This window comes from Janthinobacterium agaricidamnosum (assembly GCF_003667705.1).
Lineage (GTDB): Bacteria > Pseudomonadota > Gammaproteobacteria > Burkholderiales > Burkholderiaceae_D > Janthinobacterium.
Genome location: NZ_CP033019.1, coordinates 5,911,626 through 5,931,579 on the forward strand (window position 1 = coordinate 5,911,626; position 19,954 = coordinate 5,931,579).

Annotated in this window: 16 protein-coding genes; 5 read left to right on the forward strand and 11 right to left on the reverse strand. The window is 64.9% G+C overall.

The features are described 5' to 3' along the window. The first annotated feature begins 54 nt into the window (after positions 1-54). Entirely contained in the window at positions 55-3,129 is a 3,075-nt protein-coding gene (locus D9M09_RS26680; RefSeq protein WP_121670762.1) for a response regulator, read from the forward strand. A gap of 78 nt (positions 3,130-3,207) precedes the next feature. Here D9M09_RS26680 and D9M09_RS26685 read toward each other — a convergent pair whose 3' ends face one another. The 4 genes from D9M09_RS26685 to modA are packed head-to-tail and all read right to left on the reverse strand — an operon-like array spanning position 3,208 to position 6,193. Further along, a complete protein-coding gene (locus D9M09_RS26685) occupies positions 3,208-3,975 on the reverse strand; it encodes a TOBE domain-containing protein (RefSeq protein ID WP_070223263.1) in 768 nt (255 codons plus the stop codon). A gap of 40 nt (positions 3,976-4,015) precedes the next feature. Further along, the gene (locus D9M09_RS26690; RefSeq protein ID WP_121671254.1) at positions 4,016-4,717 is read right to left on the reverse strand and encodes an ABC transporter ATP-binding protein; all 702 of its coding nucleotides are present in this window, start codon (positions 4,715-4,717) and stop codon (positions 4,016-4,018) included. A 17-nt stretch (positions 4,718-4,734) separates the two neighbouring features. Next, positions 4,735-5,406, reverse strand: coding sequence for a molybdate ABC transporter permease subunit (modB, locus tag D9M09_RS26695; protein WP_121670763.1), 672 nt, complete (start codon positions 5,404-5,406; stop codon positions 4,735-4,737). A gap of 16 nt (positions 5,407-5,422) precedes the next feature. After that, positions 5,423-6,193: a molybdate ABC transporter substrate-binding protein gene (modA, locus tag D9M09_RS26700; protein WP_070223268.1), complete on the reverse strand. Its 771-nt coding sequence runs from the start codon at positions 6,191-6,193 to the stop codon at positions 5,423-5,425. Positions 6,194-6,330: 137 nt separating this feature from the next. Here modA and D9M09_RS26705 point away from each other — a divergent pair, with 137 nt between their 5' ends. Together D9M09_RS26705 and D9M09_RS26710 are read left to right on the forward strand one after the other, a co-directional pair. Further along, on the forward strand, positions 6,331-7,563 hold the full coding sequence (locus tag D9M09_RS26705; RefSeq protein WP_070223270.1) for a putative DNA modification/repair radical SAM protein: 1,233 nt from the start codon (positions 6,331-6,333) through the stop codon (positions 7,561-7,563). After that, positions 7,560-9,023, forward strand: coding sequence for a UdgX family uracil-DNA binding protein (locus D9M09_RS26710; RefSeq protein WP_070223272.1), 1,464 nt, complete (start codon positions 7,560-7,562; stop codon positions 9,021-9,023). The genes D9M09_RS26705 and D9M09_RS26710 overlap by 4 nt, the downstream gene beginning before the upstream one ends. Here the strand turns inward: D9M09_RS26710 and D9M09_RS26715 are convergent. The 5 genes from D9M09_RS26715 to D9M09_RS26735 all read right to left on the reverse strand — a co-directional run bounded on the left by D9M09_RS26715 (position 8,975) and on the right by D9M09_RS26735 (position 14,135). Then, positions 8,975-9,988: a bile acid:sodium symporter family protein gene (locus tag D9M09_RS26715; protein WP_121670764.1), complete on the reverse strand. Its 1,014-nt coding sequence runs from the start codon at positions 9,986-9,988 to the stop codon at positions 8,975-8,977. The genes D9M09_RS26710 and D9M09_RS26715 overlap by 49 nt on opposite strands. A 201-nt stretch (positions 9,989-10,189) precedes the next feature. Beyond that, a complete protein-coding gene (locus D9M09_RS26720; RefSeq protein ID WP_034752546.1) occupies positions 10,190-10,552 on the reverse strand; it encodes a BON domain-containing protein in 363 nt (120 codons plus the stop codon). 267 nt (positions 10,553-10,819) lie between these two features. Next, positions 10,820-12,187 carry a sigma 54-interacting transcriptional regulator gene (locus D9M09_RS26725; RefSeq protein ID WP_121670765.1) on the reverse strand — a complete coding sequence of 456 codons (1,368 nt, stop codon included), beginning with the start codon at positions 12,185-12,187 and terminating at the stop codon, positions 10,820-10,822. Further along, positions 12,184-12,726, reverse strand: coding sequence for a hypothetical protein (locus D9M09_RS26730; protein WP_240453491.1), 543 nt, complete (start codon positions 12,724-12,726; stop codon positions 12,184-12,186). Before D9M09_RS26730 ends, D9M09_RS26725 begins: the two co-directional genes overlap by 4 nt. Continuing rightward, positions 12,723-14,135, reverse strand: a complete 1,413-nt coding sequence (locus D9M09_RS26735; RefSeq protein WP_121670766.1) for a HAMP domain-containing sensor histidine kinase — start codon at positions 14,133-14,135, stop codon at positions 12,723-12,725. Before D9M09_RS26735 ends, D9M09_RS26730 begins: the two co-directional genes overlap by 4 nt. Positions 14,136-14,419: 284 nt before the next feature. Between D9M09_RS26735 and D9M09_RS26740 the strand changes: the two genes are divergently transcribed. Next, positions 14,420-17,290, forward strand: coding sequence for an insulinase family protein (locus tag D9M09_RS26740; protein ID WP_121670767.1), 2,871 nt, complete (start codon positions 14,420-14,422; stop codon positions 17,288-17,290). Between the two features lie 124 nt (positions 17,291-17,414). On the opposite strand, the gene D9M09_RS26745 is transcribed toward D9M09_RS26740, so the two are convergent. After that, positions 17,415-17,819 (reverse strand): VOC family protein, encoded by a 405-nt coding sequence (locus tag D9M09_RS26745; protein WP_070223284.1) that lies wholly within the window; start codon positions 17,817-17,819, stop codon positions 17,415-17,417. A gap of 57 nt (positions 17,820-17,876) precedes the next feature. Then, complete coding sequence (locus tag D9M09_RS26750) at positions 17,877-18,767, reverse strand: helix-turn-helix domain-containing protein (RefSeq protein WP_121670768.1); 891 nt, start codon at positions 18,765-18,767, stop codon at positions 17,877-17,879. 129 nt (positions 18,768-18,896) lie between these two features. On the opposite strand from D9M09_RS26750, the gene D9M09_RS26755 reads away from it, so the two are divergent. Next, on the forward strand, positions 18,897-19,940 hold the full coding sequence (locus D9M09_RS26755) for a methyltransferase domain-containing protein (RefSeq protein ID WP_121670769.1): 1,044 nt from the start codon (positions 18,897-18,899) through the stop codon (positions 19,938-19,940). Positions 19,941-19,954 lie beyond the last annotated feature (14 nt).

The following is a 19,954-nucleotide window of genomic DNA, read 5'->3' on the forward strand; positions in this document are numbered from 1 at the left end:
AATTCCTGACAGCATTATCTGCCGCCTGTGCCGCCCGGTACTGAAAAGGAAATCATGAAGCCTCTCGGCATCAAAGCAAAAGTCGCGCTGGCCACCAGCCTGACCTCGATCGCCATGATCGCGCTGGTCACCATGATCCAGGTGCAGCACATGCGCGACGATTTCACCAAGGTACTGTTGAGCCAGCAGTCGTCCCTGATCAGCCGCACCGCCGCCGAGCTCGACGACAAGCTGGGCATGCTGCTGCAGATCGTCACCCTGACGGCCCGGCAGCAGCCGCCGGAACTGATCGCCCAGCCCGCCCAATTGCGCGAATACTATTCGCGCCGCTCGATGCTGGTGCTGTTCGACGACGTGCTGGTGCTCGACGCGCACGGCGCCGTCGTGGCCGACATGCCGGAAGTGGCGGGGCGCGCCGGCATCAACGTCGCCGAGCGCGAGTATTTCCAGACCGTGCTGCGCACGCGCCAGCCCATGATCACCGAGCCGATGCTGGGCAAATCGAGCGGCATGCCCATCGTGCAGATGGTCGCGCCCGTGCTGGGCGCCGATGGCCAGGTGGCCGGCGTGGTGATCGGCGTGCTGCGCCTGTACAAGGATAACCTGCTGGGGAGGTTGCGCTCGGAAAAGATCGGCAAGAGCGGCTATTACTTCGTCCTCACGCGCGGCGCCGTGCCGCGCTATGTGCTGCATCCCGACACCAGCCGTTTGCTGCAGCCGCGCCTGCCGAACGCCAACCTGACGACCACCCGGCTGCTGAAGGACGATGGCGAAGGCACCATGGTCAGCACCAACAGCCGCGGCATCACGGCCGTCAACAGCTTCAAGCGCCTGAAATCCGTAAATTGGCTGCTGGCCGCCTCGCTGCCCCTCGACGACGCCTTCGAACCGTTCGACGGCGTGCTGTACCGGCTGGTGCTGTGGAGCATCCTCGCCTCGCTGCTGGCGGCAGCCGTGCTGGGCTGGGTCACCGTGCGCCTGCTCTCGCCGCTGGTGCGCCTGCGCGACACCCTGCAGGCGCTGCGCACCAGCGGCAGCCGTTTCACCCCCGTTCCCGTGCAGCAGCGCGACGAGATCGGCGAGCTGACGGAAGCGTTCAACGGCCTGATGAGCGAGCGCGACCGCCTGCAGCAGGAGCTCGAATCGCGCGCGGCGGAGCTGGAACAGGAGCGCGACCGGGCCGAGGCGGCCAACCGCGCGAAGAGCGATTTCGTGGCCAACATGAGCCATGAAATCCGCACGCCCCTCAATGCCGTGCTGGGCATGGTGTATTTGCTGGGCAATACCAAGCTCGATACGGAACAGCGCAAGTATCTGACCATGGTGCGCGTGGCGGGCCAGTCGCTGCTGGGCATCCTCAACGACGTGCTCGATTATTCGAAGATCGAGGCACGCCGCATGGAATTGTCGCCCGTCGAATTCGACCTCGACGAGGTCATGAACACGCTGGCCACGACGATGACGATGAATGCGGGCGAAAAGGAGCTGGAACTGGCGATTGCCGTCGAGCCCGACGTGCCGCGCCGCCTCATGGGCGACGCCCAGCGGCTGCAGCAAATTCTCGTCAACCTGGCCGGCAATGCGATCAAGTTCACCGAGAGCGGCGAAGTGGTGGTGGCCGTCAGCCTGGCCGAGAAAGACAAGGGCCGCGCCTGGCTGCGCTTCGAAGTGCGCGACACGGGCATCGGCATGACGGAGTTGCAGCAACAGCAGCTGTTTGCCGCGTTTTCGCAGGGCGACCAGAGCATCACGCGGCGCTTCGGCGGCACGGGCCTGGGCCTGGCCATCAGCAAGCAGCTGATCCACATGATGGGCGGCGACATCGCCGTCGCCAGCAGCGAAGGCAAGGGCAGCCGCTTCTGGTTCAGCGTGCCGTTCGAGATGCTGGCGCAGCCGGCCGAAACGCGGCGCACGCCGACCCTGGGCCAGCTGCGCCTGCTGGTGGCCGACGACAACCGCACCACGCGCGAACTGATCGTCAAGCTGATCGAGGCATGGGGCTGGCTGGCCGACGAAGTGGACTCCGGCTTTGCCGCTATCGAACTGTACCGCGAGCGCCTGGCGCAGCAGCAGCCGTACGACGTGGTGCTGGCCGACTGGCACATGCCCGTGATGGACGGCCTGGCCACGGCCAAGGCCATCCGCCAGGCAGCCAGCGGCCAGCGCCAGCCCATCGTGGTGATGGTCAACGCCTTCGCCCGCAACCACCTGGAGGAAATCTCCAGCGCGGCCGAGGCCGACGTCGTGCTGATGAAGCCCATCACGGGCTCGAGCCTGTTCGACGCCCTGCACCAGGCGCTGATTACCAAGCACGACGGCGGCGAGCAGCGCATGCTGCAGCAGCCGCTGGGCACGGAACTGGCCGGCGTGCATTTCCTGCTGGTGGAAGACAACCATTTGAACCAGGCCGTGGCGCGCGGCATCCTCGAACACATGGGCGCCACCCTCGACGTGGTGGGCGACGGCTTGCAGGCCGTGGAACGGCTGCGCACGGAAGCGCTGCGCTACGACATCGTGCTGATGGACATGCAGATGCCCGTCATGGACGGCTTCAGCGCCACCCACATCATCCGCACGGAACTACGCTTGAGCCTGCCCGTGATCGCCATGACGGCCGGCGTGCTGGCGTCCGAGCGCGAGCGCTGCATGACGGCCGGCATCAGCGATTTCATCGCCAAGCCCGTGGTGGTGGAAGAGATGATGGAAGTGATCCTGCGCCACCTGCCCAAGCGTCCGCCAGTGCAGACGGCCGGGCCGGCGCCCGTCGCCGATGAGGAAGTGTTTTCCATGGCGCCGCTGATGCGCGTGATGGGGCGCGACGCGAAGGGGCGCGGCGTGCTGCGGCGCATGGTGGAAGACGCGCTGAACAAGGGCATGACGCCCATGCGCGATGCCGAAACAGCCTTGCAGGCAGGCCGCCACAGCGACGTGGCGCGCATCCTGCACAGCGTGCGCGGCTCCGTCGGCACCCTGGGCACGAAACGCCTGATCCGCACCGCGTTCGCCACCGAGGAAGCCATCGATGCGGGCCGCCTCGACGAGGTGCCGGCGCTGCTGGCGCAGACGGCGCAGGAACTGGAGCAGGCGCTGGCGGCGGCGGCCGATTGGTTGTCCAGGCTGAAGGATTAAGCCTGCAACGTAAAACTGGGGTCTGCCCCCGGAACCTTGTCGGATTACGCGCTTGCGCGCTAATCCGACCTACCCCATTTACGCCGGCACGCCCAGGATCACGCTGGACGCCTTGAAAATCGCCGTCACACTGCTGCCGATCTCGATGCCCAGCTCGGTGCTGCTCTGGTTGGTGATGATGGCGGCGATGGTGCCGCCACGGGGCAAGTCCAGCACCACTTCCGTGTTGACGGCGCCCGTCTGCACGCGCGTCACCAGCCCGGCCAGCTGGTTGCGTGCGGAAAAGCGCGCGCCTGCGCTGTCGGCCACGAGGATGATCGACGATGCCTTGATCAGCGCAAACGCTTCCGCGCCCGGCACCAGGCCCAGGCTGGCGCTGCTGCCTTGCGTGACGATGGCCACGATGTGCTGGCCACCGGGCAATTCCAGCGTGACTTCGTCGTTGACGGCGCCCTGTTTCAGTTCGGCCACCTTGCCCAGGAATTGGTTGCGTGCCGTGGTTTTCATGGCCATTCTCCGTATGAGTAAAAGATCGTCGGCGATGCCTTCGGCCTGGCTGCCCAGCTGGCGCAGGTAGCGCGCATGCTCGCGCTCGATGATGCGGAAATTGTCGACCAGCTGGCGTCCCCGTTGCGTCAGCCGCGTGCCGCCGCCGCCCTTGCCGCCCGTCAGGCGTTCGACCAGCGGCTCGCCCGCCAGGTTATTCATCGCGTCGATGGCGTCCCAGGCCGCCTTGTAGCTCATCTTGACGAGCTTGGCCGCCTGCGTGATGGAGCCGCATTCGGCGATGGCGCCCAGCAATTCCACCCGACCGGCGCCACCCAGGTGCTCTCCGCCCACCGTCATCCATACCGAGCCTTGCAGGCCGATTTCCGCTGCCGCTGATTTATCCAATGCGCTCACCCAATGCCATGTGTTCTTCTCTGTTATCGATCTGTCCGTCGCGCAAGTACAGCACATGCTCGCCCAGGATGCGCGCATCTTCCGGATCATGGGTGATCAGGATCATGGGCACGTCCAAGCGCTGCTGCCACTGGCTCAGTTCCAGGCGCATTTTGACACGCAGGGCCGGATCGAGGGCGGCGAACGGCTCGTCGAGCAGCAGCGCGGCCGGCTCGGCCACGAGCGCCCTCGCCAGCGCCACCCGTTGGCGCTGGCCTCCGGACAACTCGTCGGGAAACTGGTGCGCCAGTTCCTGCAAGTGGAATGCGTCCAGCCAATGCTCGACCCTCTGCAATTTTTCGCGCGCACGCGGATTGAACCAGCCGCGCGCCAGGCCGAAGCCCACGTTCTGGCGCACCGTCAGATGCGGGAACAGCGCGTAGTCCTGGAACAGGTAGGCGACATTGCGCTGCTGCGGCGGCAAGTTGATGCCGGCGGCCGAGTCGAACAGCGTGCGCCCGTTCAGGCGGATATGGCCCGCATCCGGTGTAAACAGTCCGGCAATGGCTTTGAGGGTCATGCTCTTGCCGGCGCCGGACGGGCCATACATGGCGATGCGCTGGCTGCCTGAGGTGCATTGCACGTGCAGGTCGAAACGGCGTTTGCCGGAGCGCAAGGTAGCGCGAATGTCGAGGTCGAGTTGCATGGGCGTCATCATAGGCCTCATTTGTGCGCGACGCGCCCGGGCGCCAGGCGGCCAGCCGACAGCAGCACCACGATGCAGACTAGCGAGATAATCACGACCAGCGTATTGGCCACGTCATCCTGGCCCGCCTGCACGGCTTCATACACGGCGACGGATAAAGTCTGCGTCTTGCCGGGAATGCTGCCGGCCACCATCAGGGTGGCGCCGAATTCGCCGAGCGCGCGCACAAAGCCCAGCAGCACGCCGGCCAGGATGCCGCGCCAGGCCAGCGGCAAGGTGACGCGGAAGAAAATCGCCAGCTCCGAAATGCCCAGCACGCGGGCCGCCTGCTCCAGCTGGCCGTCAACCGCTTCGAAGGCGGCGCGCGCGGGCTTAAAGACGAGGGGAAAGGCGACCACCGTGGAAGCGATCACGGCGCCCTGCCACGTAAAGATCAGGTTGATGCCGAAGTTGTCCTGCAGCCAGATGCCCAGGGTGCCGCGCCGGCCCAGCAGCACCAGCAGGTAATAGCCGAGCACGGTGGGCGGCATCACCATCGGCAGGGTCAGCAGGGCGTCGAGCAGCTCGCGCCCCGGAAAACGCGTGCGCGCCAGCAGATAGCCCGTACCGATGCCGAGCAGCAAATTGAGCGCCGTGGCCCAGGCCGCAACTTTGAGCGACAGGGCCAGCGCGGTCCAGGCGATATCCATGTACAGTCTTTTTACTTTATGGCTTTTTAAACCCGTACTTGGCCAGGATGGCTTGCGCAGGTGCCGTCTGCAGGTAGCTGACGAAGCGCTTCGCTTCGGCGGCATTGCCGCTGCCCTTGATGGTGGCGATCGGGTACAGCACGGGCGCGTCGAGCGGCACGTCCAGCACCACGTTCACCTTGTCTTTCATGATGGCCGCGTCGGTGGCGTAGACAAAGCCCGCATCGACTTCGCCGCGCGCCACATAGTCGAGCGACTGGCGCACGTTTTGCGTGCCGATGGCTTTCGGCTGCACGGCTTCCCACAGCTTCGCCTTCTTCAGCGCGCCTTCCGAATAGCGGCCGACGGGCACGCTGGCCGGGTTGGCGATGGCCACGCGGGTCACGCCCTTGTGCGTCAGGTCGGCCAAAGCTTTGATGCCCAGCTTGCTATCGTGCGGCACGATCAGCACCAGGCTGTTGCCGACGAAGTCCATGCGGTCGGCCGGCAATACCAGGCCCTGCTTTTGCGCCGCATCCATGGTTTCCTGGTCGGCAGAGGCAAACACGTCGACGGGCGCGCCCTTGACGATCTGTTGCAGCAGCACGCCCGAGGCGGCAAAGTTCAGGGACACCTTGCTGCCCGGATACTGCGCCTCGTAGCTTTGCGCCGCATCCTTGAACGCGTTCGTCAGGCTGGCCGCGGCCGACACGACCACTTCGCCGGCAAGGGCGGAGGTAGCGGCAGTGGCGAGCAGGGTGACGCCAAGCAGGCGGGCGAGGGAGGTGAGGCGCAAGGTGAGGCACATGAGCGTATCCTGAATGAGAAAAGAACCAGGTCCGTAATATACACCGATATATAGCGTTCTGCCATTGCACAGATCAAGCCGGTACCAGGCCGATTCCCTGATATACTGTATATAAACACAGTATATCGAGGTGCACCATGGAATTGACGGACAAGCTGGAAATCCTGGCCGACGCGGCCAAGTACGATGCGTCCTGCGCCAGCAGCGGTGCGCCGAAGCGCGATTCCATCGGCAAGGACGGTTTTGGCGCCACCTCGGGCATGGGGATTTGCCACAGCTACACGCCGGACGGGCGCTGCGTCTCGCTGCTGAAGATACTGTTGACCAATTACTGCCTGTACGATTGCCAGTACTGCGTCAACCGCCGTACCTCGAACGTGCCGCGCGCGCGCTTTACGGTGGCCGAAGTGGTGAAACTGACCAGCGACTTTTACCTGCGCAACTACATCGACGGCCTGTTCCTCAGTTCCGGCATCATCCAGTCGGCCGACTACACGATGGAGCAACTGGTGCAGGTGGCGCGCGAGTTGCGCGAGGTGCACCAGTTCCGCGGCTACATCCACCTGAAAACCATCCCCGACGCCGATCCGGCCCTGATCGCGCTGGCGGGCCGCTATGCCGACCGGCTCAGCGTCAATATCGAATTGCCGACCCAGGACAGCGTGCAGAAACTGGCGCCGGAAAAGAGCGTGCACACAATCAAGCTGGCCATGGGCGCCATCCGCCGCAAGCTCGATGAAAAGGCCGAAGAACCGCGCTCGCCGCGCTTCGCGCCGGCCGGGCAAAGCACGCAGATGATCGTTGGCGCCGACGCCAGCGACGACCAGCAGATCCTCGCCACGGCCGAGACCCTGTACGGCAGCTATAAACTCAAGCGCGTGTACTACTCGGCCTTCAGCCCCATCCCCGACAGCCCGAAAAGCGTGCCGCTGGCGCCGCCGCCGATGCTGCGCGAACACCGGCTGTACCAGGCCGATTTCTTGCTGCGCAGCTATGGTTTCCAGGCCAGCGAACTGCTGCCCGCCAGCGGCGGCAACCTGGCGCTCGACATCGATCCGAAACTGGCGTGGGCGCTGGCGCACCGCGAACATTTTCCGCTGGACTTGAACCGCGCGGCGCAGCACATGATCGCGCGCGTGCCCGGCATCGGCCTGCGTAACGCGCAGCGCATCGTCGACCTGCGCCGTTTGCGGCAAGTGCGCTATGCCGACCTGTCGCGCCTGCGCTGCAGCATGAAAAAGATTGTCCCGTTCATCATCACGGCCGATTACTTTCCCGCACGCGACACCACCGCCTCGGAACAATTGCGCCGCGCCATGGCGGACGCACCGCAGCAATTGAACTTATGGCCGGAGCTGCAGGCAGCATGAGTACGTTCGTGCGGCTGGCGCAATCGTTCGACGCGTGGCGCGCGGCGGCGCGCGAACTGATCGCGCGCGGCGTGCCGCCTGCCGACGTGGCCTGGCAATCGCAGCCCGGCGACGGCGACCTGTTTTCCTCCACGCCAGAGGCCACGGATACCGGCGCGCCACCGCTGCGCCTGCCCCGCCAGCTGGTGGAACTGCTGGAGAGCGCCGCCTGTTTCAACGTGCATGACCGCTGGGCCTTCCTGTATCAGGTGCTGTGGCGCTGGCAGCAGGGCCAGCACGACGTGGTGTCCCCGGCCGACGCGGACGGCGCGCGCCTGCACGCCATGGTCAAGGCCGTGCACCGCGAGGAGCACGACATGCATGCCTACGTGCGCTTCCGCGAGCGGGCCGAAAGTGACGGCGCGCCCCGTTTTGTCGCCTGGTTCGAGCCCACGCACGAGGTGCTGCCGCAGGTGGCGCGCCACTTCGCGCGCCGCATGGGAAAGGCCAGCTGGATGATCGCCACGCCCGGCGCCAGCATGCTGTGGGATGGCGCCACCTTGCACGCGGGACCGGCCCTGCTGCGCGGCGCGGCCGACATCGACGATGCGGGCGAAGCGCTATGGCTGACGTACTACCGCAGCATCTTCAACCCCGCGCGCGTGAATGCGGACTTGCTGCACAGCCATATTCCCTCGCGTTTCTGGAAAAATTTACCCGAAGGCGCCATCGTGCCCGCCATGCTGAGCGGCGCGGCCAACGGCGAGCGGCGCACGGGCCAGACGGCCAGCGTGGGACAGCGGCAGGGCGCCGCCATGATCCCGATCAGCGCAGAGCGGGCCCAACCGGTGCGCGGGGCTGCCACAACACTGGACCAGTGCCGCCGCTGCGAACTGTGGCAGCATGCCACGCAAGCCGTGCCCGGCACAGGCCCGCACACCGCCCGCATCATGCTCGTCGGTGAACAGCCGGGCGACCAGGAAGACCTGGCCGGACTGCCCTTCGTCGGCCCGGCCGGTGCGCTGCTGGACAAAGCCATGCGGGAAGCTGGCATCGCGCGCGACAGCATCTATCTGACCAATGCCGTCAAGCATTTCAAGTGGGAACCGCGCGGCAAGCGCCGCCTGCACAAGACCCCGGCCCAGCGCGAGATCCTCGCCTGCCATGGCTGGCTGGAAGAAGAGATCGAACGTGGCAAACCACAGGTGATCGTGGCGCTGGGCAGCACGGCATTGAAATCCGTGCTGCAGGATGGCGCGGCCAGCATGACGCCGCTGATCGGCACGCCCATCGAACACGACGGGCGCTGGGTGGTGACCGTGTATCACCCGTCATATGTGCTGCGCGCACGGGACGAAGAGAGCCGGCGCCAGGCCTACGCGGTGATTGTCGATGGCTTGCGGCAGGCGCTGCGGCTACTGCAGGAGCCGCATCACGGCGTCGCCGCCGGCACTTCCTGCGCCTCATCGCGCCGCGCATAGCGCTGCGCAATCACGGCGCAGATCATCAATTGAATCTGGTGGAACAGCATCAGCGGCAAAATCACCATGCCCAGCGAGTGCGTGGCAAACAGTACCTTGGCCATCGGTACGCCGCTGGCCAGGCTTTTCTTCGAGCCACAGAAAACGATGGCGATTTCATCTTCCTTGCTAAAGCCCAGGCGGCGGCTGATGAACGTCATCAGGCCCAGGACCAGGGCCAGCAGCACGATGCTGAACAGGCCCAGGGCGACCAGGGTTTCCACCGAGATCGTGTGCCACAGGCCTTCGCTGACGGCTTCGCTGAAGGCCGTATAGACCACCAGCAAAATGGAGCCCTGGTCGACGAACTTGAGCATGGCCTTGTGGCGGTCGACCCAGCGGCCTATCCAGCGGCGCAGGAACTGGCCGGCCAGGAAGGGCAGCAGCAATTGCATGACAATCGATAAAACGGCGTCGACCGACGACTTGCTTTCCGCGCCTTTCGCCACCAGCAAACCCACGAGGATGGGCGCAAGAAAAATGCCGATGAAATTCGAGGCCGAGGCGCTGCAGATGGCGGCCGGCACGTTGCCGCGCGCCATGGCCGTCAGCGCGATCGACGATTGCACGGTCGATGGCAGCGCGCACAGGAACAGGATGCCCACGTACAGCTCAGGCGTGAGGAAGGTCAGCGCCAGCGGCCGCAGGGCCAGGCCCAGCAGGGGGAACAAAATGAACGTGCTGGCCAGCACCAGCAAATGCAGGCGCCAGTGCATGACGCCGGCCACCACGGCTTCGCGCGACAGCTTGGCGCCATGCAGGAAGAACAGGGCGCCGATGGCAACAGTGGTGATATTGCCGAAGACCACGGCCGTCTGGCCCGTGCAGGGCAGGAAGCTGGCCAGCGCCACGGTGACGAGCAGGGCGATGGTGAAGTTGTCGGGTTTCAGATTGCGCAGCAGGGCGGCGGAAGAAAAAGAAGACATGCGGTGGCCTGGTAGCGGCCCAGCCTTGCAACACTGCGCCATGGATGACAAAAAGCGCCGGAATCGGCGCCAGTGCTGGCTATTCTAACCCTATCGCCGGACTACCTGCCTGGAAGCAAGCGTGGCTTGTGGACACAATGGCACAAAAAAAATGCCCTGTCCGCAGACAGGGCAACCCGGAGTAAAGTACAGCGCGAGGGATTAACCGGCGGCTTTGACTTTCAGCTCGTTCTTGATTTCTTTCACGCCGCTCACGGAAGCGACGATCTGCACGACGCGGTCACCCGCTTCGGCGCTCGGTACATCGCCCGACAGGACGACCACACCTTGCTGGGTTGCTACCTTGACTGGCAGGGCAGCGGCTTGCGCATCGGCGCTCAGGGCGGCCTTGGCCGAGGAAGTGATGGTTTCATCAGGGACGGCAGCGGCGGCGTTGGCGGCCACGACGGTGTCAGCAGGAGCTTGTGCTTTTGGGGCGGAGTCAGCTGCATGCGAAGCGGTGATCGAGGCGCCCGACAGTACGATAGCGGCAACCAGGGTATTGAACAGTTTCGATGTTTGCATGGTAGTTCCTCTCAATGAAGTTAAAAGCTTCTTACTTGGATAAAGCAACACTTTGAAGCGTCACATCTACCCATACAGCAAGCACCGTGCCAGCTTTTAATTTCCCTTAAAAATCAAGTACTTATATTAAAATCCGATTTTTCCAGCCCATTTCCGCCGGATCCGGCCCGAAAAAGGGGGCTTTTTGTCGCCTGCCAGCGACAGCTTGTGGCAACAATATCAATGTTTCAGACTAAGACGCTGATTTTTAACGCTTTATTTTTGTCGCTAATCAGCGACAGGGTCGCCGTCGGCCCGGAACAGGGCCGGCGTCAGCTCGTATTTCTGCAATAAACGGTAGAACTCCGTGCGGTTGCGGTCAGCCAGGCGGGCCGCGTCGGCCACGTTGCCGTCCGTCAGGCGCAGCAGCTGGATCAGGTAGTCGCGCTCGAAGCGCTGCTTGGCTTCGTTATAGCTGAGCGCTTCGAGCGACGGCACGCGCAGGGCGCGCTGCACCAGCGACAAGGGCACCAGCGGCGCCGTGGCCAGCGCGCAGACTTGCTCGACGACATTGACCAGCTGGCGCACGTTGCCGGGCCATGGCGCCGCCACCAGGGCCGTGAGGGCGTCGGGCGCGAAGCCGTTCAGGGTTTTTTGGTACTTGGCCGCCAGTTTCTGCAGGAAATGGTTCGCCAGCAGGGCGATATCTTCGCGGCGCTCGGCCAGCGGCGGCAGGGTCAAGGTGACCACGTTGAGGCGGTAATACAGGTCTTCGCGGAATTGCCCTTCCGCCATGGCCACATCGAGGTCGCGGTGCGTGGCGGACAATAAGCGCACGTCGACGGGCCGCGTCTGGTCGGCGCCCACGGGCCGCACGGCCCGTTCCTGCAGTACGCGCAGCAATTTGACTTGCAGCGGCAGCGGCATGTCGCCGATCTCGTCCAGAAACAGGGTGCCGCCATCGGCCGCCTGAAACAAACCTTCGCGGTTGCCCACGGCGCCCGTAAACGAGCCTTTCACGTGGCCGAACAGTTCCGATTCCAGCAGTTGTTCGGGGATGGCGCCGCAGTTGACGGCGATGAACGGCGCCTTGGCGCGGCGGCTGGCGTTGTGCAGCGCGCGCGCCAGCAATTCCTTGCCCGTGCCGCTGGGACCGCGGATCAGGATGCTGGCGTCGGACCCCGCTACCAGCTTGGCTTCGGCCAGCAGCTCGGCCATCTGCGCACTGCGGCTGATCAGTTCGGCACGCCAGCTTTCATCGCCGGACGCGGGCGCCGGCATGACGGTGGACAAGTTGATGGCGTACGCCACCTTTTCCATCAGCAACTTTCCGTCGAACGGCTTCGTCAGGTAGGCAAACGCGCCACGCGCCGTCGCATCGACGGCATCGGGAATGGTGCCGTGCGCCGTGAGCAAAATGACGGGCAGGGCCGCGTGCTGACGGCGGATTTCATCGAACAGGGCCAGGCCGTCGCGGCCCGGCAATTGCACATCGGTAATAACCAGGGCCGGCAATTCCACGGCCAGGCGCGCCAGCGCCGCTTCCGCGCTGCCCACGGCCGTCACGCGGTAGTTGCCCGCCTTCAAGCGGATGGTCAGCAAACGCAACAGGTCGGGGTCGTCGTCGACCAATAAAATGTGGGCGTGCTCGCTCATTTCGCCGCTCCCGCGGCAGGGCGCACGGACAGGCTGCGCTCGATGTTTTTCAGTGCCTCGAGTTTTTCATTGAGCAAGTCGATGCGGCGCTGCGCGTCGCGCAGCTGCGTGTTGAGCTTGTCGATGCTGTCTTCCTGGCGGCGCAGTTCAGCGTACTGGCTGCCGAGCAATTGCGCCAGCGGCGCCAGCAGCTGCGCGTCCTTGCCCGTGGCCGTGGCCAGCGGTTCCAGCAACGCTTGCGCGCGGGCCAGATCGCCGGGGCCGCGCACGGTCGCCTGCAGCATGGCGCGGCGTAGCGTGTTGTGCGGCGCATGATCGGCTTTCGTCAGGTCCAGCTGCGCTTTCGCCAGTTCCGACGGCGTCATCAGGCGCAAGGCACTCTGATACGCGAGCAGTTCGGCCAGCTGGGGGTCGGCCACGACCACCACGCGCGGCGGCGTCTGCACCAGCACGGGCGTCTGGGTGGGGGGCTTGGCGGCGCAAGCGCCCAACAGCAGCGCACAGGCGGCCATGCCGGCCAGGGAAGTTCTCGTCATCATAAGGGCAGTTCTATCCGAAAATGCGCGCCAGCCTGGCGCGGTAAAAGAGTGACGCTGCCATCGTGGGCGGCGATATATTCGCGCACGATGGACAGGCCGATGCCATTGCCGTTGCGCGCGCCGGCCGCCTGGCGCACTCCCTGGTAAAACGGTTCAAAAATACGCGCGGCATCCTCGGGCGCCACGCCGGCCCCCTCGTCGATGCAATCGATGCGCACACGGCCGCCTTCGCAAGCCAGGCTGAAACGCACGGTGCCGCCCTCCGGGCTGAAGCGCACGGCATTCGACAGCAGGTTCGCCAGGGCGGTGGCCAGCTTGTCGCGGTCGGCCTGCACGATCAGGGACTCGCCCTGCACCTCGACCGTCAAACGGCGCGCCAGCCATTGCAGGCGCTGCGCGGCCACCACATCTTGCAGCAAGACCAGCAAGTCGACCTTGCTGTGCGCCAGATGCTGGGCGTCAAAAGCGGCGGTATTGTAGCGCAGCAAGTCTTCGATCTGGGTTTGCAGCGACGCCGTGTTTTGCTGCAGGATGCCGGCGATTTCGCGCTGGCTGTCGCTGAGCTTGCCGGCCACCTCGTCTTCCAGCAAGGCCACGCCTTCGCGCAGGGCAGCCAGCGGCGTCTTCAGCTCATGCGAGATGTGGCGCAGAAAACGTTCCTTGTCGGCATCGAGGTCCGCCAGGCGCTGGCGCAGCCAATCCAGCTGCTGGCCCAGGCGGCGCGTGTCGGCCGGGCCGCCGACGACGATGGGCTGGTCGTAGCGCTTCTCGCCCAGGCGCTCGATGGCCGTCTCGATGCGGCGCAGCGGACGCGAGAGTAAAAAACCGAAGCAGGTGGCCAGCACGGCCGCCAGCAGCACGGCGCCGCCCACCAGCAGGCCCAGCAGGCGGCGCTGGCGCTCCAGCTCGGCCAGCAGCGCGTCATTGCGGCTGCCGATTTCCGTCTTGCTTTCGCGCGCCAGGCTGTCATTGATCTGCGTCATGCGGGCAAACGCGCGGTACACGACGGCGTGGCCATCGCGTTTGCGGCGTTTTCCAGCTTGCAACACTTCCCACGCCGATTGCGCCTGCACCGTCCATTCGTCGGCCAGCTGGGGGGCGAATTCGGGCGTGGCGCGGTTCAGCACTTGCAGTGCCGCCGTCGCTTCCTCGCGCGCCGCCGCGTAGCGCTCGCGGAACACGGGGTCGTCCAGCACGAGGAACTGGCGCGCGCTGCGCTCCATGGCCAGGGTGCGCTCGGACAGGCGCTGCGACTGTTCCGTCAGTGCAATCGCCTGCGCCGCCGTCTCGCGCCCCAGCCGGGCCAGGTGCTCCAGGGTCAGCAGGGCTTGCACGGAAGTAGCCGTCAAGATACCCGTCGTCAAAATGAAGGCGGCAAATAACAGTTGGCGAAAGGAAAGTCGGGACAAGGTAGGCGCCTTCGGTTCAGTCTGGAGTGCAAAAGGCGCATGGTACGCTAAGCCCCCATCCCGGGGCGCCACCTGTCCAAAAATAGTTTATTTTGCAACATTGTTGCTTTTCCGGCGAACAAGCGGGGCCCGGCGGCGGCGCACGAATACTCCTAGTACAATAGGGAAAAACTTCACGCAGGCATCAAAGTAGCCCACGGCCCTGGCATTGCGCCACTTTGCCCCCACATGTGATGCAGCCCCACCGACACTCCGAATCACCTACCGAAGAGATCCCATACCGCATGAGCACATTTGAAAAAGTCAGCAGCAACTTCATTCCAGTCTTGCAGGCAACCATCGAGCAATATGTCGAGCCAGCAACGGGCATGCGCCATATCCACATGCATACCGAGCAGGCTGAGATGGTGTTCCTGGTGGCATTTCCCACTGTGCCGGAAGTGAGCGACGGACGCGCCCACATCCTCGAGCACCTGGCCCTGTGCGGTTCGTCGCGCTACCCGGTGCGCGACCCGTTCTTCTCGATGCTGCGCCGCTCGACGGCCACCTTCATGAATGCGATGACCTATCCGGACCGCACCGTGTACCCGTTCGCCAGCACCGACCGCAAGGATTTCTTCAACCTGCTCGACGTGTACCTCGACGCCGCCTTCTTCCCGAATCTCGATTACCTGAATTTCCGCCAGGAAGGCTGGCGCCATGCCTTCGAAGGCGACAAGCTCGTGTACCAGGGCATCGTCTTCAATGAAATGAAGGGCGCCTTCAACAGCCCCATGCGCGCACTCGACAGCGGCATCGCCAGCGCCTTGCTCAAGGGCACGACGTATGAAGTGGAATCGGGCGGCGATCCGCTGAATATCCCCGAGCTGACGCATGCCATGCTGAAAGAATTCCACGCCAGTCACTACCATCCTTCGCAAGCCGTGATCATGACCGCCGGCAATATCGAAGCGTCGGCCGTGCAGGAGCAGGTCGCCGAGCGCGTGCTGTCCAAGCTCAGCGGCTTTAGCCCGCGCCGCCTGCCGCAGCTGGCCCCCGCGTGGACGGCGCCGCAGGAAAATGTGGTGAAAATTCCGTCGCAGGAAGCGCGCGACGATGAATTCGGCCTGCAATTTGCCTGGCTGATGGGCGAATCGAGCGACCCCATCGCCTACTACCACGCGCATTTGCTGTCGCATGGCTTGCTCGGCGAATCGTCGGCGCCCGTCATGCGCGCCATGGAATCGGCCGGCTATGGCCGCCCATCGGACATGAATGGCCGCGACGCGGGCATCCGCCAGATGGTGTTCCACATCGGCATGGAAGGTTTGACCAAAGAACAGATCGCCGACGCGCACCAGCGCATCTGGGCCGCGCTGGAAGAAACGGCGGAAGAGGGCATTCCCGCCGCCGTGCTGCACGCGGCCTTGCGCGACATCAAATACAGCCAGCGCGAAATCAGCAGCGGCCGCATGCCTTACGGCCTGGGCCGTTTGCTGCACGCCTTGCCGCTGGCCATGTACGACGGCAACGTGATGGACGCCTTCGACAATGCGGCCATCCTGGAAACGCTGGAGCAGCAGATCGACGACCCGGCCTTCTTCAAGCAGCTGGTGCGCGAGCTGATCGCCAACCCGACCCGTTTGACGACGCACGTGGTGCCCGATGCCGCCTATTTCACGGACCGCGCCGCGCAGGAAGACGCCAGGCTGGCCGCCCTGCAGGCGAAGCTGACGGATGCCGAGCGCGAGCACATCGTGGCCGAGTCGGCCGCGCTGGAAGCGCATCAGCAACTGCCGTCGAATTCGGAAGTGCTGCCGCGCATCCGCCCGGGCGACGTCAGCGCCGCGCCGCGCCCGGCCCTGCCGATTCCGCCGGCAGTCGATGGCGCCGTGGCGTTCAGTATCGCCTCAAACGGCATCAGCTATGCCAACGTGCTGTACGACGTATCGGGCCTGCCGGAAGCGTCGTGGCCATGGCTGCGCCTGTACACGGACCTGGCGCCGGAACTGGGCGTGGGCGACATGTCGTTCGATGACGCCAGCGCCTGGCGCCAGAGCATGGTGCCGTCGTTCCACATCGGCCTGGAAGCCATTCCCCGCCCGCAGCAGGCGATGCGCGTGGAATTGTCGTTCTCGGCGAGCGGCTTGCGCGAAGAACACGCGGCGATCGCCGCCGTGCTGTCGGCCTGGATCGCCAAGCCACGCTTCGATGAAGAAGAGCGCCTGGCGTTCCTGATCGAAAGCCTGGTGCAGGACAAACTCTCCAGCCTGGCCGAATCGGGCAACCGCTACGCCATGCTGGCCTCGGCAGCGCCGCTGTCGCCGACGCGCCGCTTCGACGACATCGTCGGCGGCCCGGCAGCATTGCCGTTCTACCGCCGTTTGCAGCAGCTGAGCAAAACGTCGGCAGGCTTGCAGGAAATCGCGCGCGAACTCGACACCCTGCACGCGCACATCATCGCCCAGCAGCCGACCGTGCTGTGCGCGGGCCTGGAGCAGGATGGCATCACGCTGGCACGTCTGCTCGAGTTGCCAGCCGCCAGCAAAGATGCGGCCGCGCCAGCCGTTGCCGCCGCTCCGGCTGCCTTGCCACTGGCCAACACGGCCCTGCATGCGACGAGCCAGATCAACCATTGCTTCGTTTCCTGGCCCGTGCCCGGCGTGCATAATCCCGATGCTTCGGCCCTGGCCGTGGCCGCCGAGCTGATGACCAACCAGGTGCTGCATACGGCCCTGCGCGAAAAAGGCGGCGCGTATGGCGGCAGCGCCAGCTACGCGGCCGGCGCCGGCACATTCACGCTGAGCTCCTACCGCGATCCGCGCCTGGCCGGCACGTTCGCCGACTTCGGCACGACGCTCGACCAGATCCTCGACGGCGATTTCTCGCAAGAGCAGGTGGAAGAAGCCATCATCTGCGTCATCAAGGGCCTCGACAAGCCGCACTCGCCGTACGCGGAAGCGCTGACGGCGTGGAACATGCAGCAGCGGGGCACGACGGAAGCCGTGCGCCAGCAGTTCCGTACCGGCGTGCTCAATTGCACCCTGGCACAGATCAAGGACGTCACGCGCACCTGGCTGAAAAACGGCCAGCAAAGCCGCGCCGCGTTTGCGGGCAATACGACGCAAGACCTGGCCGGCCTGGACGTGGTCGATCTGCTGGCGCTGGCTTCCTAAGCTGGCCGGTGACGTCGGATTACGCGCGGCGTTGCCGCGCTAATCCGACCTACCCGATCTGCCTGAGCCGTAGCGTAGTGTCGGATTAGCGGCGGCACGCCGCGTAATCCGACACCACCACCGATCAGCCAGGTACGGCGCCTGCTTCCATGTACATCAATTCCCACTGATGCCCATCGGGGTCCTGGAAACTGTGGCCATACATGAAGCCGAAATCGATCGGCTCCTTGTAGATGCTGCCGCCCGCCTGGACGGCTTTCGCCACCAGCGCATCGACTTCGCCCCGGCTCTCGGCCGATAAACACACGAGCACTTCCGTCGCCACCTTGGTGTCGCACAGCTGCTTGGGCGTGAATTGCTTGAATTTGTCGTGCGTCAACAGCATCACGAAGATATCGTCGGCAACGATCATGCACGTCGCCGTTTCATCCGTGAAATGGGCATTGAAACTGAAGCCCAGCGCCGTGAAAAACGCCACGGAGCGTTCCAGCGACTGGACGGGCAGATTGACAAAGATTTTGCGGGCCATCATGTCTCCTTGTGGGTCGTAGTTATGGATGCTGCCCACCGATTCTACACCGGCTTTTTACGCGCCCGCGCGTCCCACAGTCTTCGGCGCGTAGCCGAAATAGCGGCTGAAGGCGGCACTGAAATTGGCCGGGTGACGGTAGCCCGTTTGCCAGCCCGCCTGCGCCACCTGGCAACCATTTTCCAGCAGTAACTTTGCCCGCTGCATGCGCAGCGCCAGCAGGGTGCGCTGGGGGCTGTCGTTGTAGCGGTAGCGCCATCCCTGCTTGAGCTTGAACAAACTCAAGCCCGCTTGCGCGCACAGGTAATCGAGCGTGAGTGCCTGCGCCATCTGCTCCTGCATCAGCGCGTAGACGCGTTCCAATTTGACGATGTCGGCCTCGGACCAGCGCGGTACAAGAACGGGCGCAGGCCGCAGTCCCCGCAGCTGTTCCGCCAGGATACTGAGCACGCTGATATGCACGGCCAGCGGGTCCGTCGCGCGCAGCAGCGAGCGGGCGTGCAGGGTAGCGGCCGCCGTGGTGGCCGCATGCGCCAGCTGGCGCGCGCCGCCGTGGGGCAGCAGAGATGCCAATCCCTCCGGCCAGTAGCGCGCCAGCGCGTCTTCATCGACCAGCACGCGCAACTGCGCCGCCCGTTGATGCGCCTCGAAACGGCGCTCGCCGCTGACGTGGCGAAACACCGTCATCGTCGTATGGCCGCCCTGGAAGCGCAATTGTTCGCCATCGCGCGTGGCGTAGGCGGACGCGCCTTCCAGGCCGATGGTGATCACCATGCCGCCCCCGTCGTCATGCTGCGATTGCTCGACGAGCGCAAGCCGTGGCCGGTAGTCGGAATGCACGAGCAGCAAACCCTGGTCGACCTGGCGCTGGTCGGCGCGGCACTCTTTCAACCCCGGGTCCAGCTGGCGCCGCGTCCAGCCTGCCGCTTCCCTCTCCTGTCCCCTCATCGCTCCTCCCCGTTTTCCCGCGCGCCGTCCCGCATACGAAATACGCCGCCGCGCATACAAATGCAAATGATAATTATTCTCATTGTTGCATAAAATGATGCTGATGCCCACCTCGCCGAAAGGAAGATCATGTCATTCGATACGCAACACGCCTTGCAACCGTACTGGGACCTGGCCGTCGCGCCCGTCCAGGCCGATGGACTGGCCGCCGCCCTGGAACTGGGTATTTTCGAGGTGCTGGCAACGCCGCACACGCCGGCGCAACTGGCGGACGTCCTGTCGCTACATGGGCCGCACACGGCCTTGCTGCTGGAATTGCTTTGGAGCATGCAGGTGCTGGAGCGCGATGGGGCCGATGCGGATACGGATGCGAACGCACTACGCTACCGCTGCACGGCCACCACCTTGCAGTATTTCTGCCGCGACGCTGTTGCCTTTTGCGGCGACGCCTGGCTGTACCGGCTGCACGCGCTGCGCCATTTCGCCACACAGCTCAACACCCTGGTGCGCGACGGCGGAAAAGTAACGCCCTACAGCACGGCGAGCGGGGTCAACTGGGCCGCCGCCGCGCAGCAGCAGATCGGCCAGGAGCAGCGCGCCGTCACCATGCGCGCCGCCCTGTGCGTGATGCAGCGCGTCGCCCCGTTTGCGGACGGCAACACGCCGCTGCGCCTGCTCGACGCGGGCGGCGGTCCCGGCTGGGTGGCCATTGCGCTGGCGCAAGCCCATGCGGGCGTGCACGGCTGCGTTTTCGACTGGCCGGAAACGGTGGCCGTGGCGGCCGCGAACATCGCCCATGCGCAACTATCCGACCGCCTGGAGACCCTGGGCGGCGACCTGGACAGCGACGATATCGGCGGCGGCTACGACCTCATCTGGTGCTCGTCCGTGCTGCATTTCGTGCCAGACATGGCGGCTGCCTTGCGCAAGATGCAGGCAGCCTTGAAGCCAGGTGGCGTGCTCGTCTGCATACAGGCGGAAATCGCGGCGGCGCCGGGCGACGCGGCGCGCGTGCTGCCGTATTACTTGCCAATGCGCATGCTGGGCCGCACGGTGACACGGCACGGTGAATTGGCGCAGCTGCTGCGCGACACGGGCTGGCGGCAAGTGGAGCAATATGGCGCCAGCGATTTTCCCATGGCCCCCGTGCAGGTGCTGATTGCTCGTGCCTAACAATTACCATTTGG